Source organism: Candidatus Pelagibacter sp. HIMB1521 (genome assembly GCF_052047875.1).
Lineage (GTDB): Bacteria > Pseudomonadota > Alphaproteobacteria > Pelagibacterales > Pelagibacteraceae > Pelagibacter.
Genome location: NZ_JBNAIZ010000008.1, coordinates 41939 through 68487, shown reverse-complemented (window position 1 = coordinate 68487; position 26549 = coordinate 41939). Strand labels below are relative to the sequence as shown.

General features: G+C 27.2%; 28 protein-coding genes and 1 tRNA gene. 17 read left to right on the top strand and 12 right to left on the bottom strand.

Features of this window, described 5'->3' with window-relative positions; all coding sequences use genetic code 11:
• Positions 1 to 73: 73 nt before the first annotated feature.
• Entirely contained in the window at positions 74 to 1300 is a 1227-nt protein-coding gene (locus tag ACTTA5_RS04395; RefSeq protein ID WP_440648241.1) for a pyridoxal phosphate-dependent aminotransferase, read from the bottom strand.
• Positions 1301 to 3262, bottom strand: a complete 1962-nt coding sequence (locus tag ACTTA5_RS04390; protein WP_440648239.1) for an acetoacetate--CoA ligase — start codon at positions 3260 to 3262, stop codon at positions 1301 to 1303.
• Positions 3263 to 3436: 174 nt separating this feature from the next.
• Here ACTTA5_RS04390 and ACTTA5_RS04385 point away from each other — a divergent pair, with 174 nt between their 5' ends.
• The 4 genes from ACTTA5_RS04385 to ACTTA5_RS04370 are packed head-to-tail and all read left to right on the top strand — an operon-like array spanning position 3437 to position 7520.
• The gene (locus tag ACTTA5_RS04385; RefSeq protein ID WP_440648237.1) at positions 3437 to 5914 is read left to right on the top strand and encodes a helicase-related protein; all 2478 of its coding nucleotides are present in this window, start codon (positions 3437 to 3439) and stop codon (positions 5912 to 5914) included.
• Between the two features lie 4 nt (positions 5915 to 5918).
• Complete coding sequence (locus ACTTA5_RS04380) at positions 5919 to 6335, top strand: TerB family tellurite resistance protein (protein WP_440648235.1); 417 nt, start codon at positions 5919 to 5921, stop codon at positions 6333 to 6335.
• Positions 6332 to 6658 (top strand): ferredoxin FdxA, encoded by a 327-nt coding sequence (gene fdxA, locus ACTTA5_RS04375; RefSeq protein ID WP_075484280.1) that lies wholly within the window; start codon positions 6332 to 6334, stop codon positions 6656 to 6658. Before ACTTA5_RS04380 ends, fdxA begins: the two co-directional genes overlap by 4 nt.
• Positions 6615 to 7520 carry a CarD family transcriptional regulator gene (locus ACTTA5_RS04370; RefSeq protein WP_440648233.1) on the top strand — a complete coding sequence of 302 codons (906 nt, stop codon included), beginning with the start codon at positions 6615 to 6617 and terminating at the stop codon, positions 7518 to 7520. Before fdxA ends, ACTTA5_RS04370 begins: the two co-directional genes overlap by 44 nt.
• A 358-nt stretch (positions 7521 to 7878) precedes the next feature.
• Here the strand turns inward: ACTTA5_RS04370 and ACTTA5_RS04365 are convergent, their stop codons facing one another.
• On the bottom strand, positions 7879 to 9576 hold the full coding sequence (locus ACTTA5_RS04365; RefSeq protein WP_440648231.1) for an AMP-dependent synthetase/ligase: 1698 nt from the start codon (positions 9574 to 9576) through the stop codon (positions 7879 to 7881).
• Between the two features lie 6 nt (positions 9577 to 9582).
• Positions 9583 to 9667 (bottom strand) — tRNA-Leu (locus ACTTA5_RS04360).
• A gap of 57 nt (positions 9668 to 9724) precedes the next feature.
• Here ACTTA5_RS04360 and ACTTA5_RS04355 point away from each other — a divergent pair.
• From ACTTA5_RS04355 to ACTTA5_RS04345, 3 genes are read left to right on the top strand one after another with little or no spacing between them, the layout of a single operon-like run.
• Positions 9725 to 10330: a YqaA family protein gene (locus ACTTA5_RS04355; RefSeq protein WP_440648229.1), complete on the top strand. Its 606-nt coding sequence runs from the start codon at positions 9725 to 9727 to the stop codon at positions 10328 to 10330.
• The gene (locus ACTTA5_RS04350) at positions 10323 to 10805 is read left to right on the top strand and encodes a disulfide bond formation protein B (RefSeq protein WP_440648227.1); all 483 of its coding nucleotides are present in this window, start codon (positions 10323 to 10325) and stop codon (positions 10803 to 10805) included. Before ACTTA5_RS04355 ends, ACTTA5_RS04350 begins: the two co-directional genes overlap by 8 nt.
• Positions 10789 to 11322 (top strand): demethoxyubiquinone hydroxylase family protein, encoded by a 534-nt coding sequence (locus ACTTA5_RS04345; RefSeq protein WP_440635136.1) that lies wholly within the window; start codon positions 10789 to 10791, stop codon positions 11320 to 11322. Before ACTTA5_RS04350 ends, ACTTA5_RS04345 begins: the two co-directional genes overlap by 17 nt.
• Here ACTTA5_RS04345 and ACTTA5_RS04340 read toward each other — a convergent pair.
• A complete protein-coding gene (locus tag ACTTA5_RS04340) occupies positions 11319 to 11888 on the bottom strand; it encodes an HNH endonuclease (RefSeq protein ID WP_262590094.1) in 570 nt (189 codons plus the stop codon). The two genes, ACTTA5_RS04345 and ACTTA5_RS04340, sit on opposite strands and share 4 nt — an antisense overlap.
• A gap of 47 nt (positions 11889 to 11935) precedes the next feature.
• Entirely contained in the window at positions 11936 to 12586 is a 651-nt protein-coding gene (locus tag ACTTA5_RS04335) for an alpha/beta hydrolase (protein ID WP_440635135.1), read from the bottom strand.
• A 49-nt stretch (positions 12587 to 12635) separates the two neighbouring features.
• Here ACTTA5_RS04335 and ACTTA5_RS04330 point away from each other — a divergent pair, with 49 nt between their 5' ends.
• Positions 12636 to 12839 (top strand): twin transmembrane helix small protein, encoded by a 204-nt coding sequence (locus ACTTA5_RS04330; protein WP_262590092.1) that lies wholly within the window; start codon positions 12636 to 12638, stop codon positions 12837 to 12839.
• Here the strand turns inward: ACTTA5_RS04330 and ACTTA5_RS04325 are convergent.
• Positions 12836 to 13345 carry a TlpA family protein disulfide reductase gene (locus ACTTA5_RS04325; protein WP_440648225.1) on the bottom strand — a complete coding sequence of 170 codons (510 nt, stop codon included), beginning with the start codon at positions 13343 to 13345 and terminating at the stop codon, positions 12836 to 12838. The genes ACTTA5_RS04330 and ACTTA5_RS04325 overlap by 4 nt on opposite strands.
• A 24-nt stretch (positions 13346 to 13369) precedes the next feature.
• Between ACTTA5_RS04325 and argH the strand changes: the two genes are divergently transcribed.
• From argH to ACTTA5_RS04310, 3 genes are all read left to right on the top strand, one after another.
• The gene (argH, locus tag ACTTA5_RS04320) at positions 13370 to 14761 is read left to right on the top strand and encodes an argininosuccinate lyase (protein WP_440648223.1); all 1392 of its coding nucleotides are present in this window, start codon (positions 13370 to 13372) and stop codon (positions 14759 to 14761) included.
• A gap of 127 nt (positions 14762 to 14888) precedes the next feature.
• On the top strand, positions 14889 to 16103 hold the full coding sequence (gene lysA, locus ACTTA5_RS04315) for a diaminopimelate decarboxylase (protein WP_440648221.1): 1215 nt from the start codon (positions 14889 to 14891) through the stop codon (positions 16101 to 16103).
• Positions 16104 to 16114: 11 nt separating this feature from the next.
• The gene (locus tag ACTTA5_RS04310; RefSeq protein WP_440648219.1) at positions 16115 to 16816 is read left to right on the top strand and encodes a lysophospholipid acyltransferase family protein; all 702 of its coding nucleotides are present in this window, start codon (positions 16115 to 16117) and stop codon (positions 16814 to 16816) included.
• On the opposite strand, the gene dnaN is transcribed toward ACTTA5_RS04310, so the two are convergent.
• From dnaN to mutM, 4 genes are all read right to left on the bottom strand, one after another.
• Positions 16813 to 17925, bottom strand: a complete 1113-nt coding sequence (gene dnaN / locus ACTTA5_RS04305) for a DNA polymerase III subunit beta (protein WP_440648217.1) — start codon at positions 17923 to 17925, stop codon at positions 16813 to 16815. The two genes, ACTTA5_RS04310 and dnaN, sit on opposite strands and share 4 nt — an antisense overlap.
• Entirely contained in the window at positions 17915 to 19333 is a 1419-nt protein-coding gene (dnaA, locus tag ACTTA5_RS04300) for a chromosomal replication initiator protein DnaA (RefSeq protein ID WP_440633236.1), read from the bottom strand. The genes dnaN and dnaA overlap by 11 nt, the downstream gene beginning before the upstream one ends.
• Positions 19334 to 19648: 315 nt before the next feature.
• Entirely contained in the window at positions 19649 to 19909 is a 261-nt protein-coding gene (gene rpsT / locus ACTTA5_RS04295) for a 30S ribosomal protein S20 (protein WP_262590084.1), read from the bottom strand.
• A 48-nt stretch (positions 19910 to 19957) separates the two neighbouring features.
• Complete coding sequence (mutM, locus tag ACTTA5_RS04290; protein WP_440648215.1) at positions 19958 to 20821, bottom strand: bifunctional DNA-formamidopyrimidine glycosylase/DNA-(apurinic or apyrimidinic site) lyase; 864 nt, start codon at positions 20819 to 20821, stop codon at positions 19958 to 19960.
• 29 nt (positions 20822 to 20850) lie between these two features.
• On the opposite strand from mutM, the gene ubiE reads away from it, so the two are divergent.
• Genes ubiE through ACTTA5_RS04260 form a run of 6 tightly spaced genes read left to right on the top strand, consistent with a single transcriptional unit; the run spans position 20851 to position 25957 of the window.
• Positions 20851 to 21555: a bifunctional demethylmenaquinone methyltransferase/2-methoxy-6-polyprenyl-1,4-benzoquinol methylase UbiE gene (gene ubiE, locus ACTTA5_RS04285; protein ID WP_440648213.1), complete on the top strand. Its 705-nt coding sequence runs from the start codon at positions 20851 to 20853 to the stop codon at positions 21553 to 21555.
• Positions 21555 to 23123: a 2-polyprenylphenol 6-hydroxylase gene (gene ubiB, locus ACTTA5_RS04280; protein ID WP_440648211.1), complete on the top strand. Its 1569-nt coding sequence runs from the start codon at positions 21555 to 21557 to the stop codon at positions 23121 to 23123. Before ubiE ends, ubiB begins: the two co-directional genes overlap by 1 nt.
• 8 nt (positions 23124 to 23131) lie before the next feature.
• Complete coding sequence (gene coaBC / locus ACTTA5_RS04275) at positions 23132 to 24337, top strand: bifunctional phosphopantothenoylcysteine decarboxylase/phosphopantothenate--cysteine ligase CoaBC (protein WP_440648209.1); 1206 nt, start codon at positions 23132 to 23134, stop codon at positions 24335 to 24337.
• Positions 24337 to 24774 (top strand): dUTP diphosphatase, encoded by a 438-nt coding sequence (dut, locus tag ACTTA5_RS04270; RefSeq protein ID WP_440648207.1) that lies wholly within the window; start codon positions 24337 to 24339, stop codon positions 24772 to 24774. The genes coaBC and dut overlap by 1 nt, the downstream gene beginning before the upstream one ends.
• On the top strand, positions 24771 to 25526 hold the full coding sequence (locus tag ACTTA5_RS04265; RefSeq protein ID WP_440648205.1) for a HesA/MoeB/ThiF family protein: 756 nt from the start codon (positions 24771 to 24773) through the stop codon (positions 25524 to 25526). The genes dut and ACTTA5_RS04265 overlap by 4 nt, the downstream gene beginning before the upstream one ends.
• The gene (locus ACTTA5_RS04260) at positions 25517 to 25957 is read left to right on the top strand and encodes an SH3 domain-containing protein (RefSeq protein WP_440648203.1); all 441 of its coding nucleotides are present in this window, start codon (positions 25517 to 25519) and stop codon (positions 25955 to 25957) included. Before ACTTA5_RS04265 ends, ACTTA5_RS04260 begins: the two co-directional genes overlap by 10 nt.
• Here the strand turns inward: ACTTA5_RS04260 and ACTTA5_RS04255 are convergent.
• Positions 25954 to 26547: a DUF3501 family protein gene (locus tag ACTTA5_RS04255; RefSeq protein WP_440648201.1), complete on the bottom strand. Its 594-nt coding sequence runs from the start codon at positions 26545 to 26547 to the stop codon at positions 25954 to 25956. The genes ACTTA5_RS04260 and ACTTA5_RS04255 overlap by 4 nt on opposite strands.
• Positions 26548 to 26549 lie beyond the last annotated feature (2 nt).

Below are 26549 nucleotides of genomic sequence, written 5' to 3'. Positions count from 1 at the left end.
CTCTATAATTGTATGTCGTTATTTTTTATAAATTAATCTTACCAAAAAATTATAATAGATGTATAGGCTGATTTTAAAGATTTTCTGACCATTTTTTTAAATTATCAACACCTTCTACAACCTTTGGTGCCAACTTTTCGATTATATTAAAATCAATAGATTGATCTTCCTTAATACTATTCATGAATTTTTCTCCATCAAAATCAGTAAAGCTTAATCTTGCAAGCATTTTACTTTCATTAAATCCAAAATCTGATCCAGGTAATAATGCAACACCTGTTTCTTTTAAAATATTTTCACACATTTCTGATGAAGTTTTAAATTTAGAATTTAAAAATTCAGGCATTAAATAGAAACCTCCTTGGGGTTCATTAATTAAAATTTTGTTTGATTTTAAATTTTGATAAACATAATTGCCGACAGCCTTTAAAATGTTTCTAGATTTATTAATGTATTTACTATGATTGTTTTCATATGCTTTTATTGCAGCATATTGGATAGGCGCACTTACTGCTGAAAAGGTTTCACTGGCTAAAACATTAATCATATTTTTTATGTCATTTAAGCTCTCTGGAACAATAAAATATCCCAATCTCCAACCACCAGCTCCACACCATTTACTTAGGCCGGTACTGATAATTGTTTTCTCAGGACAAAAATTTGAAATAGACTTATAATTTTTTGTAAAAGTCAGTTCTGAATATATCTCATCAGATAAAATTATAAGATTATGTTTATTTGCAACATTAGAAATCTCTTCCAAATTTTCACAAACTTGTCCTGAAGGATTATTGGGGGAATTTAAAAATAATAAATAATTTTTATTTTTATCTTTTAATATTACTTCCTCTATTTCTTGAGCTGTAGGGAACCAATTATTTTCTCTTTTTGTTTGTAAAATTTGAATTTTGTTTCTTCCTAATATTGCTTGTGGCGCGTAAGAAACCCAACTTGGTGCAGGTAATATAATTTCACCATCGAATATTACATGAAGTAAAAACATCAACTCTTTAGAGCCTGGTCCTATGATGACATTTTCAGAATTATATTCATAATTTTTTTTCTTTGATGTGTATTTTGCAACAGACTGTCTTAGCTCTGAAAGACCTTGCATGGGCAAATATTTGTTTTGATACGCATTATTTTTAAGCTCCTCTACTACGTCTTGTGGAACTTTAAAGGGTGATTGTCCAAAACCAAATTTAAATATTTTTTTTCCTTCATCTTCAAGTTTTTTTGAAGCTTCATTAATTGCTAGCGTAGAAGATGGTTTTAAATCTTTAACTATATTTTTTAACATTTAATAACTTAACTGTTTCAAATTTTTGTATTGTTTTAAAACTTCTGGGTTTGCTAAAGCTTCTTTATTTTTAACAACACTTCCTTCTATAGTGCTTTTAACTGCAAGCTCAACAATTTTACCACTTTTGGTTCTTGGAATATCTTTTACAACAATTACTTTACTAGGGACATGTCTTGGTGATGCATTTATTCTTATTTGAGTTTTTATTCTATTAAGTAAAGAATCATTAAGTATGTATTCATTACTCATTACAACAAAAAGAATTATTCTTATATCATTATCCCAAGATTGACCAACTACTAGTGCTTCTTTAATTTCTTTAAACTTTTCAACCTCAGAATATATTTCAGCAGTACCAAGTCTTACACCTCCTGGATTAAGGGTAGTGTCAGATCTTCCATGTATAATAAAACCATCGGTATTTCTTTTTTCAGCATAATCACCATGATGCCAAATATTTTTATATCTATTGAAATAAGCTTTTTTATATTTTACGTCATTTTTATCATTCCAAAATTTAAGAGGCATTGATGGAAATGGATTTTTACAAACAAGTTCACCTTTAGAATTTTTTAAAGATTTGCCACTATCATTAAAGACATCAACATCTAAACCTAAGCCAGAATTTTGTATTTCACCAATATTTACTGGCTGATATACATTTCCTAAAACAAAACACGATACAATATCTGTACCACCCGAAATAGATGAGAGATGAACTTTCTTTTTAATATTTTTGTAAACATATTTAAAACCTTCACTTGATAAAGGAGAACCTGTTGAACATATTGTTTTTAGTTTTTGAAGTTTATATTTAAATTTAAGATTAGGTTCTAATTTTCTTAGAGCATCAATATATTTAGCACTAATTCCAAACAGAGTAATTTTTTCTCTTTGTGCTATTTTTAAAAGTAAATCACTTGATTTATACATTGGAGAACCATCAAAAAGTACTATTGATGCCTTTGAAGCTAACGAGCTTACTAACCAATTCCACATCATCCAACCACAAGTAGTAAAATAAAACACGTTATCATTTTCTTTTATATCGCAATGTAATTGGTGTTCTTTCTTATGTTGAAGAAGAACTCCACCAGTTCTGTGGCAAATACATTTTGGTTTTCCAGTTGTTCCACTTGAATATAAAATAGTCAACTCACTTTCGAAATCATACTTTTTAAAATTTATTTTTTCAGATTGATTATGAATAATCTCACGCCATTTAATTAAATTTATTTTCTTATATTTACTTTTATTAGTGACATATTTTTTTCCAGGATAATTAACAATCACAACATTTTTAATTGACGGAATAGATTTTAAAATTTCAGATAATCTCTCTAATACATTAATTTTTTTCCCATTGTAAAAATACTGGTCTGTAATGAACAAAACTTTTGGATTAATTTGAGAAAATCTCTCAACAACACCTTTAATACCAAAATCAGGACTGCATGATGACCAAATGCTTCCTATAGTGCTCGCTGCTATAAACGCCTCAACTGTCTCGATAGTATTAGGCATATAAGCTGCAACTCTATCTCCTTTTTTAATTTTAATTTCCTTTAAAAACTTTACAATTTTGCCTGTACTTAAATTTAATTCTCTCCAAGATTTTTCTTCTCTAAAGCCATTTTCGCTTACAAAAGTAATCGCCTTATCATCATTATTTTTTGACAATAAATTCTCACCAAAATTTAACTTACTACCTGGTAAGAATAAATTTTTATAAAATATTTTAGATTTTTTAATTTTTTTTTTACTTTTCAATCCTTTAATTTCTGAAAATTCCCAAAAATAATTCCAAAACTCAGGAGAATTTTTAATAGTCCAATTTAAAAAAGTTTTGTAATTTAAATTAAATTTTTTTTTGATTTTTTTTGAAATAAATTTCTCAAAAGCATAAAGATTTGAATTTTTTTTCTCTTTAAAAGATGCTTCCCAAAGTTTATTGGTCATTTTTATTTTTTTAAATTACTATTATAGAATTAATCTCAATTATGATATTCTCATTAATATTAATATAAAAATGAGAACTTTTTACCCTCCGATTCGGTCATGTTTTAGTCTATTTTTGTTCTTTAGCACTAACAATATCTGGTAGGTAAAAAAAATTATACACCAAAGATAGAAATGCCTAAAAATAAAATTACAGCTGTTCTTGGTCCAACAAACACAGGTAAAACTCATCTTGCAATTGACACAATGCTATCTTTTGACAGCGGAATGATTGGGTTCCCATTAAGATTATTAGCAAGAGAGGTTTACGATAAAGTAATAAAAAAAATTAGTATAGACAAAGTTGCTTTAATTACTGGTGAAGAAAAAATAATTCCTTCAAACGCAAAATATTATTTATGCACAGTAGAATCAATGCCTATTGAAAAACATTTAGAATTTGTGGGCATAGATGAAATTCAAATGTGTGCAGATCATGAAAGAGGTCACATATTCACAGATAGATTATTAAATTTAAGAGGTGAAAAACTTACTATGCTAATGGGTTCTAGTACTATTAAAAACATCATATCTAAATTAAATGAGGATTTAGAATTTATTAATAGAGATAGATTATCAAAACTCACTTATGCCGGACATAAAAAGATATCAAGAATAAATAGAAAAACTGCAATCATAGCTTTTTCAGCGGAGGAAGTTTATGCAATAGCAGAATTAATAAGAAGACAAAAGGGTGGGGCAGCTATAGTTATGGGTTCATTAAGTCCTAAAACGAGAAATGCTCAAGTAGAACTTTACCAGTCTGGAGATGTCGATTTTTTAGTAGCCACTGACGCTATTGGAATGGGAATAAATATGGATCTAGATTATGTATATTTTTCAAATCTTAAAAAATTTGATGGAAAAAAATTAAGAAAATTAAATTTATCTGAAATAGGTCAAATAGCGGGAAGAGCTGGAAGATATTTGAATGATGGTGGTTTTGGAATAACTGGTGATTGTAAAGAAATTTCACCTGAAGAAGTGGAATTAATTGAAGGACATAAATTTGAAGAAATAAGAACTTTATTCTGGAGAAATTCTGATCTTAATTTCAATAACCCAAATTCACTGATTAAAAGTCTTGAAGAAAGACCCCAGAGGGAATGGTTAAGAAAAGTTCACGAATGTGAGGATGAAAGAGCGCTAAAATATTTTATAAAAGATGAAAAAAATAATCTAGAATTTAACGAAAGAACTCTCAAATTATTATGGGAATGTTGTCAGATACCTGATTTTGTTAAAAAAACCTACGGCAATCATTATGAAGTGATCAGAAATGTTTTTCAATTTTTAAACAGTGAAAAAGGTCTAATTTCAGAAGATTACATGAGATTACAGCTCATGAAACTTGATAAATTAGAGGGAAATGTAGATTCTTTATCAAATAGAATTGCAAATGTAAGAACTTGGTCTTATGTTTCAAATAAAAATAATTGGGTAGAAAATCAAAATTATTGGATAGAAAAAACAAAACATTTAGAAGATAGACTTTCTGACAGACTTCATGAAGAACTTACCAAGACTTTTATCGACAAAAGAGCAAGTATACTTGCAAGAGGTTTAAAACAAGACATGGAATTCAAAACTGAAATATTACAGAACAATGACGTTAAAATAGATGATCAGTTTATTGGTAAAATCAAAGGTTTGAAATTAGAATTAGATTTAAAAAAAGGCTCTCTTGAAACTGATATCAAGTCATTAAAAAAAGCTGCTAGACAATCAATTGGACCTGAGTTTGATAAAAGAATTCAGTCAATTGTAGATACAGGATTAATAGATTTAAAAGAGGATTTTAAAATATATTGGAATGAATTTCCAATTGCTAGACTGTTACCAGGAAATGATTATTTAAGTCCTAATTTTACTTTAGTTGTTGATGACATTATTGAACAAAATCCAAAACAAAAACTAAATGATTTTATTCAAAAATGGTTAAACTCTAAAATAAGCGATGTCTTGAAAAGTTTAATAGATTTAAAAAACATTAAAGAAGATAAGTCTTCGATTAAAGCTTTAGCTTATCAGCTTTATGAAAATAATGGTGTTTTAAAAAGAGAACAAGTTTCTGATTATTTAAAAAATCTTGAACAAATAGATAGAAAAGTACTTAGAGAATTGGGTGTAAAATTTGGAAGATACCATGTATTCCTTTATCAGCTTATAAAACCAGATGCTGTATCTTTAAGAACCTTATTGTGGAAAAATTTTCATCAAAAATTCTATAATTTAAAACCACCAACTTTTGGATTAAATTTTTTAGAAGATAAAGATTCTCAAAATAAAAACTTTATGCTTCTCTGTGGATTTGAAAAATTTGATAATCTTTTTGTAAGAATAGATATTCTTGAAAGACTCTTTGTACAAATTATTAATGCTACTTCAAAAGAAAATAATGAAATAAAAATGATACCTGAAATGTTAAATCTTTTAGGGTGCAGCAAAGAGAACTTTAAAAAATTATTACAAAAAATGGGTTATAAAACTTATGAGAAAGAACAAGACATGTTTTTTAAATATAATCCTGTTAAAAAATTTAAAAAAATACAGAACAAAAAAGTTTCAAATGAAAATCCATTTAAAGTTCTTAAAAATCTCAAGCTAGGTTAATTTTATGTTTTTTAAAAAGACAGATAAAAAAGAAGAGAATAATTTTATAGTAAAAGTTTGTGCTTTATTAATCCATGCTGCAAAAATAGATGAAAATTATACTGACATAGAAGAGGAAATAATTAAAAAAACACTTCTAGAGTTGGGCCTTGAGAGTGAAAAAATCACAGAAACTATACAAGATGCAAAAATTATTGAGGAAAATTCAAACCAAATTTTAGACTTCACAAGAGAAATTAAAAATTTACCTGAAAAAGATAAAATTAAAATAGTAGAAGCTCTTTGGTCAATTATTTATTCTAATGAAGATGCGGATATGTATGAAACAAATCTTATGAGAAGATTAGCGGGACTTTTATACATTGACAGTAAAACTATGGGGGATATTAAGCATAGATTAAAAGAGGAAAGTAAAGAGTGACTTATATTGTAAACGACAATTGTATTAAGTGTAAGCTTACTGATTGTGTAGACGTTTGTCCGGTTGATTGTTTTTATGAAGGTAAAAATATGCTTGTAATTAAACCGGATGAGTGTATAGATTGTGGCGTTTGTGAGCCAGAGTGCCCCGTTGATGCTATAAAAGCAGATACAGAACCTGGAAGCGAAAAATGGTTAGAGATCAATAAAAAATATTCAGAAATCTGGCCAAACATAAGTGAGAAAAAAGATCCCCCAGCGGATCACGAAAAATTTAAAAATGAGCAAAATAAGTACGAAAAGTATTTTAAAGAAAATCTTTAAAGGTAAATCAGATAAAGAAATGACAAAAAAAGTTAAAAAGAAAAAAGTAACTAAAGTTAAAAAAGTTGTAAAAACTAAAACTAAAAAAGTCAAAAAAGTAGTAGTAAAAAAAGCTAAAAAAGTATTAAAAAAAATTCCAAATAAATCTCCTAAAATAAAAAAAGTTTCAAAAACTACTGAAACGCCAGATGAACCGAAAGTTGATAATTTAAGAATATCAAAAACTAATGAGGTTAAACCTGAGATAAAAAAAGTTAAAAAACAAGAAACTGAAAAAAGAGAATTTAAAATTAAAGATTATGTTGTTTATCCAAAACATGGCGTTGGTCAAATTACAGAATTCAAAAAAATAAATATCGGTGGTATTGATGTTGAAACATACGTTATCAAATTTGAAAAAGATAAAGCTAATGGTATGGTACCCGTTAACAAACAGTCTCACCTAAGGCCTTTAGCAACAATTAATCAAGTAAACAAATGTATTTCTATATTAAAAAGTAAGCCAAAAATCAAAAGATCAATGTGGAGTAGAAGAGCACAAGAATATGAGGCAAAAATTTCATCAGGTAAAATTTATGAATTAGCTGAAGTTGTAAGAGATCTAAACAAAGGTGATGATCTTATGGTTGATCAATCTTATAGTGAAAGACAACTTTTTGAAAAAGCTTATGAAAGAATGCAATCAGAATTTCAGATAATTTTAAATTTATCACCAGAAGACACTCAAAAAAAATTAGATAAAGCATTAAAGAGAAATGTTGGTGGACAAGCACAAGCTATTAGCGCTACTCCTAAAACTCCAACTGCTGATTTACCTGTCGAAGAGCCTATTTCTGAAACTGACGAACCTTTAGACGAATAAAAAAAACGCCTCTCACACAAAAAGTTATGAGAAGCGTTTTTTGTAAAGAATACTAAGTTATTATTTTCTTCTTTTCTTAGCCTTTTTAGCTTTTTTCTTAGCTTTTTTCTTAGCTTTTTTCTTAGTTTTCTTTGCCGCTTTTTTTCTTTTCTTAGGCATCTTTAGCTCCCTTTTTAGTTTAACGAATCAAATTGATTCGCTGTTAACTTATTTTTATTTTTTTATACAACTTATGTCAAATCATTAATTAAAAGCGAATTTTAAAAAAATATTTTTTATTTTTTTATTTTTTATAAAAAATTTTTTTATTAATTTAGTTAATGTTTATGCGGTAAATAAACTCTTAATTTAAAGAAATTTAATAAAGTTTTTCTATTTCACTTTTATACTTTTCAATAATTTTATATCTTTTTAACTTTAAAGTTGGTGTCATTAATCCATTTTCAATTGTAAATTGTTCTTTAATTACAAAAAACTTTTTAATTTTTTCTATCTTAGATAAGTTTTTATTTATTGTTTCTATTTCTTTTGAAATGTTTTCATCTGACACATTGCTTTCATTATTATTTAAAACTAAAATAGCTATTAAATATGGTTTGTTATCTCCATAAACTAATGCTTGCTCTACATATTCAATCTTCAGTAAGTCATTTTCAATTTTTACAGGTGAAATATTGTCACCACCTGGTGTAATTAAAATATCTTTTTTTCTATCAGTAATTTTTAAGTATCCATTTTCAAAATGTCCTATATCTCCAGTATATAACCAGCCATCCTTTAAAACTTTTTCAGTCTCTTCCTTTTTATTCCAATAACCTAACATAACATTTTCACCTTTAACCAGAATTTCACCATCGTCAGCAATTTTCACTTCATTACCACTAAAAGCAGGACCTACTGTATCTATCCTTATATCTTTTATTGGGTTGCAACTTACAACAGGAGAAGTTTCGGTTAACCCATACCCTTGCAAAGTCGGTAAACCTATCGAATTTAAAAAAACACCCACTTCTTTATCTAGCGCACCTCCTCCAGAAATGAATGCTTTTAGAGAACCTCCAAATTGAGCTTTTATTTTTTTTCTAACTATTTTTTCGCAAATTATATTTTGCACTTTTTCAAAAAAAGTAAGTTTTTGATTTGTTAGTACTTTTTCTCCAAGATAAAGCATTTTATTTATTAGAGATTTTTTAAAACCTGTAGCTTTATTAAAAGTCGAATTAATTTTTTGATACAGATTCTGATAAAATCTTGGAACAGCTGTCATAATATCTGGACTACATTCTCCCATATTTTTAATTAACTTATCTATACTTTCTGCATAGTAAACTTCGGCTCCTATTGCTATTTGGACAAACTGAACGGTGTGTTCATAAGAATGCGATAATGGTAACCAAGTTAGGAATTTAGGTTTGTAAGATATTATCTCTTTTAAAAGCGAAATAGAACCTTCACAATTATTTAAAATCCCTCCATGGCTGAGCATTACTCCCTTGGGGTTACCTTGGGTTCCTGATGTATAAATAATACAAGCTACATCTTTTCTTGAAATTTCTAATTTTAAAAAATCGATCTCTTCACAATCGTTCTTTTTAAAAATATCTTTAATACATATAGTATCTGATTGGCTATCAATTTCATCAAAGGTGATAACCTTTTTAATAAATGGCTTTGTAGAAATTATATTTTTAATTTTATTATATTGAACTTGATCTGAGACAACTATTACTGATGGATTACAATCATCAATTAAATATTCATAATCTCTTTCGGTGTAAGTAGTATAGGCTGGCACGGTAATTCCACCTGCTAACATTATCGCTAAATCAGATATCATCCATTCAGGTCTATTTTCTGAAATTAATAAACATCTATCTTTTTTTTGAATTAAAGATTTAAGCTCATTGCTTAATTTTAAAATATTCAAATAAGTATCTCTCCAAGAAAATTTATCGTTTGGATTTTTTAAGGATTTTAGAAAAATTTGATCTGCTTTTTCTTTTGTATACTGATTATAAAATAATTCTAAAAGATTATTATAGTTTTTAATATTCATAAACTTTGGTGGGCGAAGAGAGAATCGAACTCTCACTTCTTGCGAAACACGATTTTGAGTCGTGCGCGTCTACCAGTTCCGCCATTCGCCCATTATATTAAATTATAATTAAATAGTATAAGAACTAAAATTATATTAAAACTAAAAAATGTTTCAAAGTCTTTATAAATATTGTTTAAATTTAGCTGCTCACAAAAGTTCAAAATTATACTTAGGAATTGTTTCCTTCACTGAAAGTTCATTTTTTCCTATACCTCCAGATGTAATGATTATTCCTATGGTGATTGCTAAAAAAAAAGAATATTTTAAAATATTTTTAATCACATCTATATTTTCAGTTTTAGGTGGAATTTTTGGATATTTGCTAGGTTATTTGTTTTATGATTTATCTATTCATGTAATTCAATTTTATGGTTATGAAAATAAAGTAGAAAATTTGAAAACAAGTTTGTCTCAAGGATCAGGTTTTTTTGCCTGGCTAAGTATTCTTTTTCTAGCAGGATTTACTCCACTTCCCTATAAAGCATTCACTATTGCTAGCGGTGTTGTTGGTTTTAGTTTACCTGTATTTATTGTTGTAAGTTTAATCTCGAGAAGTCTTAGATTTTTTATTGTTGCTTATTTATCTTATAAATTTGGTGACTTATTTACTGAATTCATGGAAAAGCATGGTTCAAAATGGTTCACTATAATTGGAATTTTAATAGTTATAGTATTAGGAATTATATTTTTAATTTTTAAATTTAATGCTTAATAACAAATCATTGTTTCTTAACCTAATTTTATTTGTCAGTTTCGTTGCTCTATTGTCAGCATTCTTTATTGAATATGTTTTGGGTCATCAACCATGCAATCTTTGTATCTTAGAGAGAATTCCATATGTAATTGCAATAGTAATTATACTCTTGAATTATAAATTTTCTCAGTTTGAAAAAATATTTTTGGTTTTATTGGTAATAGTTTTTTTAACAGCTACTATCTTATCAGTTTATCATTTTGGTATTGAACAAGGATTTATCGAGGAATCTTTAGTTTGTGACCTAAAAAATGGCTCTGAGGCAACTTCCAAAGAAGAAATTTTAAAACAATTGCAGGAACAAAAAGTGAGCTGCAAAGATGTAACATTTAAAATTTTTGGATTATCACTTACAACTTACAATATTGTAATTTCTGTACTAATTACAATCAATGCATTAAAAATTTATTTAAACTATGCCAAAAGTAAGTAAAAAAAAAATTGAAGAATTTATAAGGGTAGATCATGCTGGTGAGCGTGGTGCTGTTAAAATATATGAAGGTCAATTATTAGCTTTAAATACATTTGTCAAAGATGAAAATTTGAAAAAAATCATAGAAGATATGAAAATTCATGAAAAGGAACATAGTGAATTCTTTGAAAATGAAATTAAAAAAAGAAACATTGCTCCTACAAAACTTTTACCACTATGGGATTTACTAGGTGTTGGTTTAGGATTCGGTTCTACTTTATTAGGGAAAAAGGCAGCCATGCTATGCACAGCATCTGTAGAGGAAGTAATTGATGAACACTACTTAAATCAAATTAATCAATTAGATGAAGATGAAAAATTTCTCAAAAACAAAATTACAAAATTTAGAGAAGATGAGCTTAATCATAAAGATATCGCTTATGAAAAGGGTGCAACTAAAAAAGGACCTTATGGTATTTTAGATAAAATAATTAAAACTGGTTCTAAAATTGCAATTAATATTTCTGAAAAAATTTAAGTTTCTAATTCAACATCCCAATACAAATAATCCATCCAACTTTTGTGTAAAAAGTTAGGAGGAAAGTTCTTACCATTTTTATGTAAATCTTCTGTTGAAGGTCTGAATGGATATTGATTTAATTTCATTCCTGAATGTTTTAATAATTTTCCACCTTTTTTTACATTACAAGCTGAACAAGCTGTAACAACATTGTCCCAATTTGTTTCTCCACCTTTAGATCTTGGAAGCAAATGATCAAAAGTAAGTTCCTCATTACTTCCACAATATTGACAAGAGAATTTATCTCTTAAAAAAACGTTAAATCTAGTAAAACTTGGTTTCGTTTGAGGAACAATATAGTCTTTTAAAGCTATAACACTTGGTAGCTTCATATTAAATGAAGGGCTTCTGATAGTTCTATCGTAATGACTTACAATTATAACTCTATCAAGAAAAACTGATTTCACAGTGTCTTGCCATGACCATAATGATAGTGGGTAATAACTTAGAGGTCTGTAATCAGCATTAAGAACTAATGCAGGACATTTTTCTAATGATACATCTTGTTCAATAAAGTTGTTCACATTAAAACATTAACTTAGTTTAGCATCATAATCAATATGATCAGATGTTAAATTTTTTTTAAAATATAATTTAATGCTGTACTTGATGCCTCGATAGGAATGTGATGGTCACAATTTTTTATTAATAACGTTTCAACAGGAATATTATTTCGAATTAAAAAATCTTTAGCTTCAAGTAAATGTGTTGATGGAACAATTTGGTCAACATCACCATGTATTAGCAATGTATCTGTGCTATTTTTGATTCTATCTTTCAAATTAATTTGATCTATTATTTTTCCTGAAAATCCCACGACACATAAAAATTTTTCATTTGAGGTAAGACCAACATTCAAAGACATCATGCAGCCCTGGCTGAAACCTGATAAGCAAATTTGTTGATTTGATAAGTTGTATTCAGTTTTAACTTCCTCAATAAATTTTTTAATAACATTTTCAGCTTTAATTGACTCTTCAAGAATATAAGATGGATCTTCTTTGGTTAAATCAAACCATTGATATCCTGATGGATTAATTGCACACTTTTCATGTCCATTAGGACAAATAAAAATAGTGTTTGGCAGATGTCTTTTCCAATTTAAAGTTAACATACTTATGTCTTTTCCATCTCCACCATACCCATGAAGTAAAATTATCGCATTCTTAATTTCTGTTCCTTCTTCTGGTTTGATGATGATTGAATTAAGGCAAAATGTCATAGATGATTTATTATGTTTTTTATTTTTAAAAACACACTACAATAATAATATGTTTTCTGGAATATTAGTTAAAATTTTATCTATAGCTCTTTTAATAGCTGTTGGAATAGTTTTGGTTTTGGGTATTGGAACTTTATTTAAAGGTGGAGAAACAAGTAAAAAATATTCAAATAAACTAATGCAGCTTAGAGTACTGCTGCAATTTGTGGCCATACTTGTTTTGGTAGCTTTCGCATATTTTTTTAAAAACTAATTATATTTCTCAATCCACTTTAAAAAATCTTTGTCATTAAAGTCTATGTCACCAAGAACCCTAGCAAATTCCTTGCCTTCTTTATTTATAAATATTGATGTTGGAACTCCTCTTAGAGAAAAAGTTTTAGCTAAAGTTACTTCTGGATCAAAAAAAGGTTCCAAATTTTTTAAGTTTAATTTTACAAAAAATTCTTCAACTTTATTCAGTTTTTCTTTCCCAATATTAATAGGAAAAACTTTTAAATTATTAAGTGATGAATTTGCTTGCATATTGTCTAATGAAGGCATCTCTTCTTTGCACGGGGGACACCAAGTAGCCCAAAAATTTAATACTAACAATTTTCCTTTGAAATCATTAATTTTAATTTTTTCATTTTTCTTATTTAAAAAAAATACATTTTCATACGTTTTTGGAACTTTATGAATAACAATATTTTTAATGTTCGGTAAATCACTGGCTTCTACAGTTGTAATTAAAAAAATAAATAATGCTAAAATTCTCATATTAATTAGGTATAACTAAATATCATGGCAAAAAATAAAAACAACCAAGCAATATGGAACACGCGAATACAAAAAGAGGCGTCAAACCTATTTCAAAAAGTTGGTAATTCTATTGACATAGACAAGAGACTTTACAAAGAAGACATACAAGGATCCATTGCACACGTTGAAATGCTTTTTAGACAAAAAATAATTTCCTTTAAAATAAAAAATAAAATTATTTATGGTCTAAATAAAATTTATAAAGAAATAAATTACAAAAAATTTGAATTTAATAAAAAATATGAAGACATTCATATGAATATAGAGAAAAGATTATTTCAAATAATTGGTGATGAAGCCGGATACATTCATACAGCTAGATCAAGAAATGATCAGGTAATAACTGATTTTAAAATTTGGATTAAAACTGCAACAAAAGATATTAATAACAATATAGATAAAGTAATCAAAAGCACAATTAAACTGGCTGAAAAAAATGTTGAGACCATTATGCCAGGTTTCACTCATCTTAAAAATGCTCAAGCTATATCATTTGGCCATTATTTAATGGCTTATGTGGAAATGTTTACTAGAGATAAAAAAAGATTTTTAAACAATTTAGATAGCTTAGATGAAAGTCCATTAGGTGTAGCGGCTCTATCAGGCACTTCATTTAATATAGATAGAAATTTTACATCTAAAAAACTTGGATTTAAAAGACCAACCAATAATTCAATAGATACAGTTTCAGATAGAGACTTTGTGCTGGATTTTCTTTACGCTGTTTCAGTATGTTCAATGCATATTTCTAGAATTGCAGAGGAGTTAATTATATGGAATTCGGATGGATTTAACTTAATAAACCTGTCAGATAAAGTTGTTACAGGCTCTTCGATTATGCCTCAAAAAAAGAATCCTGATCTCTTAGAATATCTAAGAGGAAAAACTGGTACTTCTTACGGAAATTTTTTTTCTATGTTAACGATACTAAAAGGCTTGCCACTATCCTACTTTAAAGATTTACAGGATGATAAAGAATTAGTTTTTAATTCTAATGACACTCTCATAAATTGCTTAAAAATATTTGATGAAGTTTTAAAAAATTGCAGTGCAAATAAAAAGAAAATGCTTGAACTTGCAAATAAGGGTCATATTACAGCAACAGATCTAGCTGATTATTTAGTTAGAGAACACAACATGTCATTTAGAAAGGCATATCAAAAAACAGCAGCTATTGTTAACATGGCTGAAAAAAGAAAGAAAAATTTAAACGAATTAAGTTTAAATGAACTTAAAAAAATTGAGCCAAAATTGACAGAAAAGGTTTTAGAAATTTTCGATTTAAAAAACTCTATAAATTCAAAAAAATCATTTGGGGGAACTTCTTTTGAAAATATAAAAAAAATGATAACTAAATATAAGAAATTAAAATGATAAAAAAAATCACATTTACGTTAGTTATGTTGCTGCTGTTATTTTCATGTGGCAAGAAAGGTGACCCTATATACCAAGAAGACAAAAAACAAGTTTATTTAAATCTATTCTCTAAAAATAGAGTGTAATGAAATACATAAATAAAAAATTATCTATTGATAAAGTTAACTTTTTAAAAATTGCAAAAAGATATGGTACACCAACATATTGCTATTCTTACTCAAGGTTAAAAGAAAATATTTTAAATTTTAAAAAAAATTTTAAATCAATATCACCATTGATATGTTTCGCAGTTAAATCAAATACCAATGTAAATTTAATAAATGAGATATCAAAATTTGGTTTTGGAGCTGATGTAGTATCTGTTGGTGAAATGATGATGGCTCTTAAAGCGGGTATTAGTCCAAAAAAAATTGTCTTTTCAGGAGTTGGCAAAACTACAAATGAAATAAGTTACGCAATAGATAAAAAAATTTTACTAATAAACGCAGAGTCTAAAAGTGAAGTAGTAGAAATAAATAGAGTGGCTAGACAAAAAAATAAAATTGTAAAAATTGGTTTAAGATTAAATCCTAATACTGATGCAAAAACATTAAGCCAAATTTCGACTGGTAAAAAAGAGAATAAGTTTGGTGTAAATGAAAAAACATTTTATGAAATAATTGAATATTGCAAAAGTTCACAAAATATAGATCTTAATTGCCTAAGTGTTCATATTGGAAGCCAAATTTTAGATCATAAGCCTTATGAAAAGATGCTTAAAGTAGTCGATAATATTTTAAAGAAAACATCTCATACATTTGAATACATCGATTTAGGTGGTGGTATGGGAATTTCTTATGCAGATAAAAATAAAAAACTTAATTATAAAAAATATAATTTAGCTATTAAAAAATTTTTAAAAAATAAAAAATGTAAAATTATATTTGAACCAGGAAGATCTATAATAGGAAATTCTGGAACATTGATTACAAAAGTAATTTATATAAAAGACAGTGAAAGTAAAAAATTCATTATATTAGATGCAGCAATGAATGATTTAATGAGACCAGCATTATATGGTGCAATTCACAAAACTTTACCTGTTATTAAATCTGGAAAAGTTTCCAAAAAAACTTATGAATTTGTAGGACCTATATGTGAAACTACAGACAAGTTTGTAACTATTAAAAACTTTCAGGAACTTCAAGAAAAAGACTATGTTGCAATATGTGATGTTGGTGCCTACGGAATGTCACTAAGTTCGAATTATAACTTAAGAACAAAACCATTAGAAATATTAATTAAAAACAACAAAATAAAAATAATTAGAAAAAGACAAAAGCATAAAGATTTAATTTAGCTTTTGAGACAATGATAAGAAACATTTTATTTTCAATAATTTTTTTTACTGGAATTATTTTTATTTCTATAATTTTTTTACCTTCTTTTTTCCTACCAAGAAAAATAGTTTTAATTGGTGGCAAATTAATGGGCTATTGGACTGGTGTTTGCTTAAGGTTTATCCTTTCAGTAAAAATCCTTATCAAAGGTGAAGAAAATATAATCAAAGAGGATAAATTTTTTATTGCTGCATCTCATCAATCAATGTTTGAAACTTTTTATTTGCAAACTATTTTTAATTCACCAGTTTTTATTTTAAAAAAAGAGCTTCTCCAAATTCCAATATTTGGTTGGTATTTAAAAAAAATAGGATCAATTTCAATAAATAGAAATAAAACAACTAAAGATAATTTGGGTTTTTTTAATGATATTTCAAACACAATATCACAATCAAATCGTCCATTAATTATTTTTCCTCAAGGTACCAGGGTATTACCTGATGATAGAACTCCATTTAAAAAAGGAGCCTCAAGGATATATGAAGAATTAAAAATAAATTGTTTACCAGTAGCCATAAACTCTGGTTACGTATGGCCAAAAAAAGGTGGAAAAAATAGTAATAGAACAATTACTATATCAATATTAAAACCTATTTCAGCTGGGCTAGAAAAAAATGAATTTTTAAAAACTCTAGAAAAAAATATCTATCAAGAATTAGATTTAATAAATTAACCCTTCATTGGCATCACAACATAAATACTATCAAAATCGCCTGGATCTTTTATTAAAGCTGGTGAACCCGTATCATTAAAGAAGATTTCGACTCTATCACCATCTAATTGTGAAGCTACATCAATCAAATATCTGGAATTAAAACTTATTTCTAAGTCGTGATCAAATTTAACATTTAATGTTTCTTTTCCGTCTCCGCTATTAGTATTATTTACCGAAAGGTTAAGAGTATCATTTGATAAATTAAATTTTACACCATCTTTTTTATCCAGAGATACAGAGGCCACTCTATCAACTGAGTTTAAGAAAAGTTTTAAATCAATTTCTAATTTTTTTTGATTATTTTTAGGTATTACCTGAATGTAGTTCGGGAATTTTCCATCGATAAGTTTTGAAATTAAAATACTATTATTCAGTTCAAACTTAATTTTTGACTTTAGATTTGATACTTTTACATCACCATCATAACTATCTAACAGTGAACAAAGTTGAAAAATTGTTTTTTTGGGAAGTATAATAGGGTCAAATTCAATTTTTTCATCTAGCCTGATTTTTGAAATCGACATTCTATGACTGTCAGTAGCAACAGCTGTTAAATAATTTTTATCTTCAACTTCGGTTTGGTGAAAATAAATACCACTTAAATAATGTCGAGTTTCATCATTTGAAACAGAAAACTTACATTTGTTTAGAAGTTTCAATAATTGTTTTGATTTTATAATAAATTCATTTTCATTAAAATTTTCATCAGTCAATGGAAACTCGGTAGCACTAATACAATTCAAATTAAAAATAGATTTTTCCGATTCTACTTGTAATTTACTTACATCGGTAAGAGTAAGATTAATTTTTTTTCCTGATGTTAATTTTCTGATTATGTCATACATAATTGACGAGGTTGTTGTTGTTTTTCCTTCCTCAAGAATTTCAACATTATTTAGCTGGTGTATAAAAATTAAATCAAGATCTGTAGCAGTAATTGTTAATTTAGAATTACTAGCATCTAATAAAATATTAGATAAAATTGGTAACGTGCTTCTCTTTTCAATTACACCCTGACAATAATTTAGTGCTTGCTGAAGGTCTTGTTGGTTGACGTTAAATTTCATTTTCTTTGTTATTGTATAATATCTGATTTTTAAGTTTATTGATATTATCTACCATTTCTGGATCTTTTTCTTTAATTTTCTCAATTGTTTTAACAGAATGGATAATTGTTGTGTGATCTCTATTCGAGAATTCTCTACCTATTTCTGGTAATGATTTTGAAGTTAAAATTTTAGTTAAGTAAATTGCTGTCTGTCGAGGTCTTACAAGATATCTTGATCTTCTTGAAGAAAGCATTTCATTTTTGCTTATCTTAAAAAACTTACACACAATAGTCTGTATTAAGTCAATTGTTACTTTGTTTTCTGAGATATTTAAAAGATCTTTTAATACCACTTTAGTTTCAGGTAAATTTGGAACTTTGTTATAAATTCTTGAAAAGGATACTATTCGATTAACTGCTCCAACTAATTCTCTAACACTTCCTGAGATCTCATTACTGATAAAATCTTGTATATCTTTTGATACTTGAAGCTGATCTGAATATAAATTGTTTAATTCTTCTGTTTTTTTTTGAACTATTTTTTTTCGTAATTCTAAATCAGGTTTTTGAATGTCAACAACCAATCCACCTGAAAATCTAGATTTAATTCTCTCTTGAATACGCATTAATTTATTAGGTGCTCTATCAGCAGATACTATAATTTGCGATCCTTTATCTAACAAAGCATTGAATGTATGAAAAAATTCTTCCTGCATTGCTTCTTTGCCGCTAATAAACTGGATGTCATCTATTAATAAAATATCAGTGTTTCTAAAATATTCTTTAAACTTAACCATATCGTTTGATTTAATTGATTTTACAAACTGATACATGAAACGTTCAGCTGAAATGAACATCACTTTATTTTTTTTCTTCATCTCAAAACCAATAGAATTTAATAAGTGAGTTTTCCCCATTCCTACACCACCATAAATATAGAGTGGATTATAATGAGAGATAGTTTCTGTAACCTTTATAGAAGCTTCATATGCAAGTTTATTGCTTGATCCAGTTATAAAGTTATCAAATCGTTTGTTTGGATCTATTCGGTTGTACTGAAGGTACGAGTCTTTTATAAATGAAACATTTTCATTTTGGGTATTTTCAATATTTGTTGTTTCTTTTAAATCCTTATCAACTTTTTGATCAATAATTTTAAATTCAATTCTAATTATATCTTTTTTATACAATTTAATTATTTTCAGAATTTGGTCTAAATATCTCGAAGTAATCCAGTCTCTAATAAATCTAGTTGGAACAGATAAAAGTAAATAATTATTATGCTCCTCAAGAAATGATATTTTTTTTAACCAACTTTCATAAATTTCCAAACCTAATTTATTCTTCATTTCAGATTGAATTTGTTGCCAATCGATCTCTTCTGAAGCAAAATTATTAATATTTTTATTTGTAAAAGATTTATTCATAACTTAAGGGAAGATCTCAGTTAGAACTATTTAAAAAATTTTGCAACAAGTATTAAATTTAAAATTAAAAAAAAATTAAATCTGCAATTGTAGAATTTATTGTCACAATCATTTTTTTTTATGGACATAAATTTTTAAATTAGTTTTAAATTTTCTTAGAAATAAAATTTTTGATTGAATCAAATACAGATTGAATCAAACATTGATTGTATTGTGTCAGATCAAAGATTTACTAAATCTAAATATAGTAATTTAAAATATTTAGATCTTATATAATGTGTTTGTGAAATTTATCTTCGAAACAACTTAAGGTTTTTAAATTGCTGCAATCTTTTTAGTTATTCTTGAAACGTTTCTTGATGCATTTTGTTTTTTAATTACACCAGTCTTTGCAATTTTCATCAACTCAGAGTTTAATTTAGGTAAGAATTTTAACGCTTCATCTTTCTTTTTGGTATCAATTAAAGCGTTCATTTTCTTTAATGCATTTCTAAATCTACTTTTTCTAGCTTTATTAACTGCTGTTTGCTTAGAAATTCGTCTTATACGTTTAATAGCTGATTTTGTATTTGCCATGCGCAGGGGTATAGCTTGAGAACTGAAAACGGTCAACTAAATATTTGGCTAATTTTGGCAGGAATTACAAAAAAAAGTAGATCTATTTGATACAATTTTTTTCTGTATAGTATCTGTGCATCCTATAGTTTTACATCTTAATCCTTCTTGCTGATATACTTTAAACTCTTTTTGATAGTTTCCAGAAGATCCCAGTGTATCCTTAAAATCTCTAATACTTGAACCACCTTTTTTAATTGCTCTTAATAAAATTTTTTTTGAATAGTAAATAATTTTTTTACAATCTTCTCTAGTTAACAAACTTGCTTTTTTAAATGGATAAATCTTACTTAGAAATAAAATTTCACTTGCATAAATATTCCCAATTCCAGAAACAAATTTTTGATCTAATAAAAATGTTTTAATATTTTTATTCTTTCCTTTGAAGTAATTAAAAACATAATTCAAATTAAAATTTAAATTGAATGGTTCTGGTCCCAAATTTTTAAATCTATTTTCTAATTTTTCACTATTTTCTACTAACTCAAAAAAACCAAATCTTCTTGGGTCATTATAAATTACTTTCAAAGAATTAAATATTAATTCAATATGATTATGTTTTTTTGGTAATATAGGAGAATGATAAAAACTAGCATTAGTAAATTTTAATTTTTTTTTACTATCAATGATGTGTATAGTTCCAGACATACCCAAATGTATCAAACAAAACTCTCCACTTTTAAAATTCAATATTAAATACTTGGAAAATCTCTCTACTTTAATAATTTTTTTATTCATTAAAAAAGAACTAAAATTTTTTGGAAGTGGAAACCTAAGATTTTTATTTCTAATAATTACTTTTTTAATACTTTTTTGTTTAATTTTTTTGTCTAAAGATTGTCTAACAATTTCTACTTCTGGTAATTCTGGCATTTCTCACTATATTCAATATATATTTTTTTATGCAACAATATCTTCAAAATAAAAAAGGCCTTGTGGAAGGTGTTTTCGATCAAGTTTATAGTAAATACGACTTGATGAATGATTTCATGTCACTGGGCATTCATAGATTTTGGAAAAAAAGTCTAATCAATATAATGAAACCATCTCCAAATAGAAAGTTAATAGATGTTGCTTGTGGAACTGGAGATATTGGTAAATTATTTTTGAATAGTACAAATCAAATGTCAGAAGTCACTTGTATAGATCCAAATAAAGGTATGATTAATCAAGGCAAACAAAAATTATCTAATTATAAAAATATAAAATGGATCAATGCAGCTGCTGAGAAGCTTCCACTTCAAGACAACGAATTTGATTATTACACAATAAGTTTTGGTCTTAGAAATACAAAGAATTTAGATAAAGCTCTATCTGAAGCTTATAGGGTATTAAAACCAGGTGGAAGATTTCTATGTTTAGAATTTTCAAAAATTCAAAACTCTAACCTAGATTTTGTTTATAAAAACTATTCAAAAATAATTCCTCATATTGGTCAATTTATTGTTGGCGATAAAAAACCATATGAATATTTAGTAAAAAGTATTGAAGAATTTATTAATCAAGAAGAATTAATTGACTTAATGAAAAAGCATAATTTTACGAAATGTAATTATAGGAACTTTTCAGGTGGTATAGTTTCTATCCATAGTGGTTGGAAAATATAATGCTAAGAAAATTAATTACTTTATTTAAATTAGGAAGAAAGATTGCAAAATCTGATATTTTAGATATTGCCTCTAAATTTAAAAAACCGCCAGTCGGGATCACAATTTTATTTCAGCTATTAGCAATATCTTTTGAAAAAAAAGAATTGAGTCATCATGCGCTAGATGATGGTGAAAGACTTTCGAAATCATTAGAGTCGATGGGTACAACTTTTATAAAATTAGGTCAATTTTTAGCTACTAGACCTGATATTATAGGAGAAGAACTTTCTACAAAGCTGGAAAAATTACAAGATCGTGTACCACCATTCTCTATTGATCAGGCAAAAGAAATAATTAAAAATGATTTAGGCAATGATGCTTACAATTCTATTATTGATTTAAGTGAGCCAGTTGCTGCTGCATCAATAGCACAAGTTCATAAAGCTAAAATAAATGACAATGGTACAATTAAAGATGTAGCAATAAAAATTATAAGACCAGACATAAAAAAAATATTTAATGAAGAAATTGATGCGATGATGTTATTTGCATTTATCATTGAGTCATTTTTAAAAAAAACTAAAAGATTAAAACTTGTGGAAGTTGTTTTTTTGTTGAAAGAAATAACCAACCTAGAAATGGATTTAAGGTTTGAGGCAGCAGCCGCAAATGAATATGCAGAAAATACAAAAAATGATGCTGGATTCAAAGTTCCTGAAATTTATTGGAACTTTACTAGTGAGAATGTGATGACATTAGATTGGATAGACGGAGTATCTATTCGTGAAACAGAAGAGCTGAAAAAAAGAAATCTAAATACTAATAAAATTGCTGAAGATATTATCCAGCATTTTTTAAGACATGCTGTAAGGGATGGTTTTTTTCATGCTGATATGCACCAAGGAAATATATTTATTGATGATAGCGGTCAAATAGCTCCAATAGATTTTGGCATAATGGGTAGATTAGACAAAATGAGTAAACGTTTTTTAGCTGAAATTTTATTTGGATTTATACAAAGAGATTATAAAAAAGTTGCTGAGGTTCACTTGGTAGCAGGATTAGTCCCTAAAAATGTGCCAATAGATGATCTTGCACAAGCATTAAGGTCAATAGGAGAGCCAATATTTGGTCAAGAGGTTAAAGATATTTCAGGTGGAAAATTATTAAAACAGCTTTTTGATGTTACAGAAAAATTCAATATGCAAACTCAACCTCAATTGTTGATGTTACAAAAAACAATGGTTGTAGTTGAGGGTGTTGCAAGAAAATTAAATCCTAACACTAATATTTGGACAACCTCTAAACCAGTTCTTGAAAATTGGTTAAGAGAAACAAAAGATCCTATAAATAATTTTAACGAAACACTTAAAAATAGTACTGAAGTAATTAAAAGATTACCTGAGTTACCTGAAATCATGGACAAAGCAAATCAAGCTCTAACATTTTTAGCTAGCGGACAAATTCCTCAAAACTCCAATTCTTATACGGCTTTAAACGATAAAAAATCTGAAATGATAGCATTTAGAAACCAATCTATTATTGGTTTATTACTTCTTGTAATTTTTGGTCTTATAGTATTTTAATTCTGCAAATGAAAAATCTTAATAACAAAAAAATTCTTTTTATTATTTGTGGTGGTATTTCAGCTTATAAAAGTCTTGAAACGATTAGATTATTAAAAAAAAATGGTGCAGAAATAAAAACTATACTTACTTCTAGTGCTAAAGAATTTGTAACTCCATTATCAGTAGCATCATTATCTCAAGGTAAAGTTTATAGTGATTTGTTTAGCTTAGAAAATGAAACTGAAATGGATCACATTTCACTTTCTAGATGGGCAGACATAGTTATCGTTGCACCAACTACAGCAAATACAATTTCAAAATTAGCACAAGGTACTACAGATGATTTGGCTTCTACTGTAATACTTGCTTCAAATAAACAAATTTATTTAGCACCAGCGATGAATGTTAGAATGTGGGAGCATAAATCTACAAAGATTAATTTAAAAAAATTAAAAGATTTTGGTTATAAGTTTATTGGTCCAGAAATAGGAGATATGGCATGCGGTGAATACGGAGAAGGTAAGATGTCAGAACCATTAAAAATTGTGGATGAGTTAAACCAATTTTTTTTAAACCAAAGTCAAAATAAAAAATTTAAAGCTTTAGTTACTGCGGGTCCAACAAATGAGTATATCGACCCTGTGCGTTTTATAACAAATAAATCAAGTGGCAAACAAGGATATGAACTAGCTAAATGTCTATCGAAAAAAGGTTTTGATACAACACTGATTTCAGGACCAACTAATCTAGAAGTAGAAAAAGATATTAAACTCATTGAAGTTGAAACAGCAGATGAAATGTTTAGTGCTACACAAGAGAATTTACCTGTAGATGTAGCAATTTTTTCAGCAGCAGTATCAGACTTTAAAGTAAAAAATAAATCTCAAACAAAAATAAAAAAAGAAGAAGCATTAAATTTAAATTTAGAAAAAAATATTGATATTTTAAATTACATATCAAATCATAATTCTATGAGGCCTGAAATTGTGATTGGTTTTGCAGCAGAAACAAACGAAGTTTTAAAAAATGCAGAAGAAAAATTAAATAAAAAGAATTGTGATTGGATAATTGCTAATGATGTTTCTAAAAAAAATATTGGATTTAACTCAGATTATAATGAAGTTGTAATCCACTACAAAAATAAATCTTTAAAAAATGAAGTCCTACCATACAAAAGAAAATCTGAAATTTCTGAAGAAATAGTTGATAGAATAATTGATCAATTAAATTAATGGCAAAAATCCTTGTTAAAAAATTAGATCCCTCAATAGAGCTACCTGCCTACAAAACAGAAGGGGCTTCGGGAATGGATCTTATGGCATTTATAAAAGAACCTATTATACTTAAATCCCAAAATTCTTGTTTAGTTCCAACTGGAATTGCCGTTGCTTTTTCAAATGAATTTGAAATTCAAATACGACCTAGATCAGGTTTAGCAGCAAAAAATAATATTAGTGTTTTAAATACACCAGGAACAATAGATAGTGATTACAGGGGTGAGATAAAAGTAATACTTTACAATCACGGAAAAGAAGATTTTTTAATAAACAATAAAGACAGAATAGCTCAAATGGTTCTCACACCAGTGATAAAAATGAATTTTGAAGAAACAGATGAGCTTCCAGAAACAATTAGAGGCGAAGGCGGATTTGGCTCAACAGGAAAATGAGCAAAAAATTAAACAAAAAACAAATCGAACGTTTTTCAAGACAGATCATATTAAAAAATATTGGTATTTTAGGTCAAAATAAAATTACAAATGCAAAAGTATTAATAATAGGCATGGGTGGTCTCGGGTGCCCAGTAGCAGAATTCTTGACTAGGTCAGGGGTTGGCTCATTAGGAATTGTGGATCATGATCGAATAAGCCTTTCAAATATTCATAGGCAGAGTTTATTCAATCAGAAAGATTTAAATCAACTAAAAGTAAAAATAGCTAAAAAAAAATTAAACAACATTAATTCTTTAACAAAAATAAAAATTTTTAATTACAAATTAAATAAATCTAATTTTCAAAAAATTATTAAAGATTACGATTATATTGTTGATGGGACTGATAATTTTGAAAGTAAATTTCTAATTAATGATTTAAGTTTAAAGTATAAAAAGTTTTTGGTAACTGGTGCTATAAGTAAATTTGATGGTCATATCTTTACATTTAATTTCAAAAATAAAAAAGAACCATGCCTTCGATGTTTTTATCAAGAGGAAAAAATATCAGATGAAATACTCAATTGTGAATATGAAGGAATCCTAGGAACTGTAGCGGGGATAGTTGGCACGATGCAAGCTAATGAAATTTTAAAAAATATTTTAAATATAGGCCAAAGTTTAAATAATTATATTTTAATTATTGATTTACTAAATTTAAATTTTAGAAAAGCAAAAATTAAAAAAAGAAAAAACTGTCTATGCAATTAATTATAAGAATATTTTTAATTTTTATCTTATCAATTTCAATAAGTTTAGCTGATGAAATATTTGTTTCTTTAAAAAAAAATAAAGTAAACGTTAGGTACGGTCCAAGTTTTGATTCAGATGTAAAATATGTTTACAAAAAAATTAACCTTCCTTTAAAACAAATAGATAAAAAAGAAAACTTTAGAAGAATTATAGACCTTAAAAATAATGGTGGGTGGATACATATATCTCAATTAAAAAAAAATAATTCTTTAATAGCAACAAAGGATAAAATTTTATTTAAAAACCCTACATCTTTTGCAAAACCAATTGCTCTTATTAAGGAAGGTAGGTTATTAATATTAGAAAAGTGTGAGGAAAAATGGTGTGAGATAACATCTGGAAAATTTCAAGGTTGGGTTAAAACAGATAATATCTGGGGATTTAATTAACTAAAATCAGCAGAAAGTGACTTTTTGTTCTCTGAAGACAGTTTGGTAGTATGGGAATATTCTTTATGATCTATTCCTATTTCAACTTCAATTTCTTCAGATTTAAATTTAGCTATTTGGTCATCTGAAAAATTAAAATGAATGAATTGAACTGAAGAAGCTTTTCCTTCAGCTGATGTTCTATCAACATCTTCCTCTGGAATAGCTTTTATTTTTTCTCCATTAATTTTCATAAACACTGTTTCTTCTATTCCACCCACTTTTCCTAGGAAAGCTGCACGTGATATAGGATTGTCTATTTCAAACATCAAAGTAGCTGTTAATTCTTTACCATTTGGTATTAGAGGATTGTATGCTGACAACTCATCTTTAAGTTGTTCATCTCCACCTTTTTCAATATATAACATTTCTTGAACTTGAGCTAACATTGTCTCGTAACTTTCAAAATAAAAAGTTGCATAAGGACCTAATGCAATTCTTCTATTTTTTTTAAAATCAACAATATTTTTCCTCAGTTCTCTTCTATTTTTTGTGTAGACATCCAATGGCATGATGTCTTCTTTTTGTATCTCTCTTTTTTCTCTTGGCATAA

Excerpts from the sequence above, each read along its gene's own strand:
- ACTTA5_RS04395 (WP_440648241.1), bottom strand. The coding sequence starts at position 1,300 with ATGTTAAAAAATATAGTTAAAGATTTAAAACCATCTTCTACGCTAGCA.
- ACTTA5_RS04390 (WP_440648239.1), bottom strand. The coding sequence starts at position 3,262 with ATGACCAATAAACTTTGGGAAGCATCTTTTAAAGAGAAAAAAAATTCA.
- ACTTA5_RS04385 (WP_440648237.1), top strand. The coding sequence starts at position 3,437 with ATGCCTAAAAATAAAATTACAGCTGTTCTTGGTCCAACAAACACAGGT.
- ACTTA5_RS04380 (WP_440648235.1), top strand. The coding sequence starts at position 5,919 with ATGTTTTTTAAAAAGACAGATAAAAAAGAAGAGAATAATTTTATAGTA.
- ACTTA5_RS04370 (WP_440648233.1), top strand. The coding sequence starts at position 6,615 with ATGAGCAAAATAAGTACGAAAAGTATTTTAAAGAAAATCTTTAAAGGT.
- ACTTA5_RS04365 (WP_440648231.1), bottom strand. The coding sequence starts at position 9,576 with ATGAATATTAAAAACTATAATAATCTTTTAGAATTATTTTATAATCAG.
- ACTTA5_RS04355 (WP_440648229.1), top strand. The coding sequence starts at position 9,725 with ATGTTTCAAAGTCTTTATAAATATTGTTTAAATTTAGCTGCTCACAAA.
- ACTTA5_RS04350 (WP_440648227.1), top strand. The coding sequence starts at position 10,323 with ATGCTTAATAACAAATCATTGTTTCTTAACCTAATTTTATTTGTCAGT.
- ACTTA5_RS04345 (WP_440635136.1), top strand. The coding sequence starts at position 10,789 with ATGCCAAAAGTAAGTAAAAAAAAAATTGAAGAATTTATAAGGGTAGAT.
- ACTTA5_RS04335 (WP_440635135.1), bottom strand. The coding sequence starts at position 12,586 with ATGACATTTTGCCTTAATTCAATCATCATCAAACCAGAAGAAGGAACA.
- ACTTA5_RS04330 (WP_262590092.1), top strand. The coding sequence starts at position 12,636 with ATGTTTTCTGGAATATTAGTTAAAATTTTATCTATAGCTCTTTTAATA.
- ACTTA5_RS04325 (WP_440648225.1), bottom strand. The coding sequence starts at position 13,345 with ATGAGAATTTTAGCATTATTTATTTTTTTAATTACAACTGTAGAAGCC.
- argH (WP_440648223.1), top strand. The coding sequence starts at position 13,370 with ATGGCAAAAAATAAAAACAACCAAGCAATATGGAACACGCGAATACAA.
- lysA (WP_440648221.1), top strand. The coding sequence starts at position 14,889 with ATGAAATACATAAATAAAAAATTATCTATTGATAAAGTTAACTTTTTA.
- ACTTA5_RS04310 (WP_440648219.1), top strand. The coding sequence starts at position 16,115 with ATGATAAGAAACATTTTATTTTCAATAATTTTTTTTACTGGAATTATT.
- dnaN (WP_440648217.1), bottom strand. The coding sequence starts at position 17,925 with ATGAAATTTAACGTCAACCAACAAGACCTTCAGCAAGCACTAAATTAT.
- dnaA (WP_440633236.1), bottom strand. The coding sequence starts at position 19,333 with ATGAATAAATCTTTTACAAATAAAAATATTAATAATTTTGCTTCAGAA.
- rpsT (WP_262590084.1), bottom strand. The coding sequence starts at position 19,909 with ATGGCAAATACAAAATCAGCTATTAAACGTATAAGACGAATTTCTAAG.
- mutM (WP_440648215.1), bottom strand. The coding sequence starts at position 20,821 with ATGCCAGAATTACCAGAAGTAGAAATTGTTAGACAATCTTTAGACAAA.
- ubiE (WP_440648213.1), top strand. The coding sequence starts at position 20,851 with ATGCAACAATATCTTCAAAATAAAAAAGGCCTTGTGGAAGGTGTTTTC.
- ubiB (WP_440648211.1), top strand. The coding sequence starts at position 21,555 with ATGCTAAGAAAATTAATTACTTTATTTAAATTAGGAAGAAAGATTGCA.
- coaBC (WP_440648209.1), top strand. The coding sequence starts at position 23,132 with ATGAAAAATCTTAATAACAAAAAAATTCTTTTTATTATTTGTGGTGGT.
- dut (WP_440648207.1), top strand. The coding sequence starts at position 24,337 with ATGGCAAAAATCCTTGTTAAAAAATTAGATCCCTCAATAGAGCTACCT.
- ACTTA5_RS04265 (WP_440648205.1), top strand. The coding sequence starts at position 24,771 with ATGAGCAAAAAATTAAACAAAAAACAAATCGAACGTTTTTCAAGACAG.
- ACTTA5_RS04260 (WP_440648203.1), top strand. The coding sequence starts at position 25,517 with ATGCAATTAATTATAAGAATATTTTTAATTTTTATCTTATCAATTTCA.
- ACTTA5_RS04255 (WP_440648201.1), bottom strand. The coding sequence starts at position 26,547 with ATGCCAAGAGAAAAAAGAGAGATACAAAAAGAAGACATCATGCCATTG.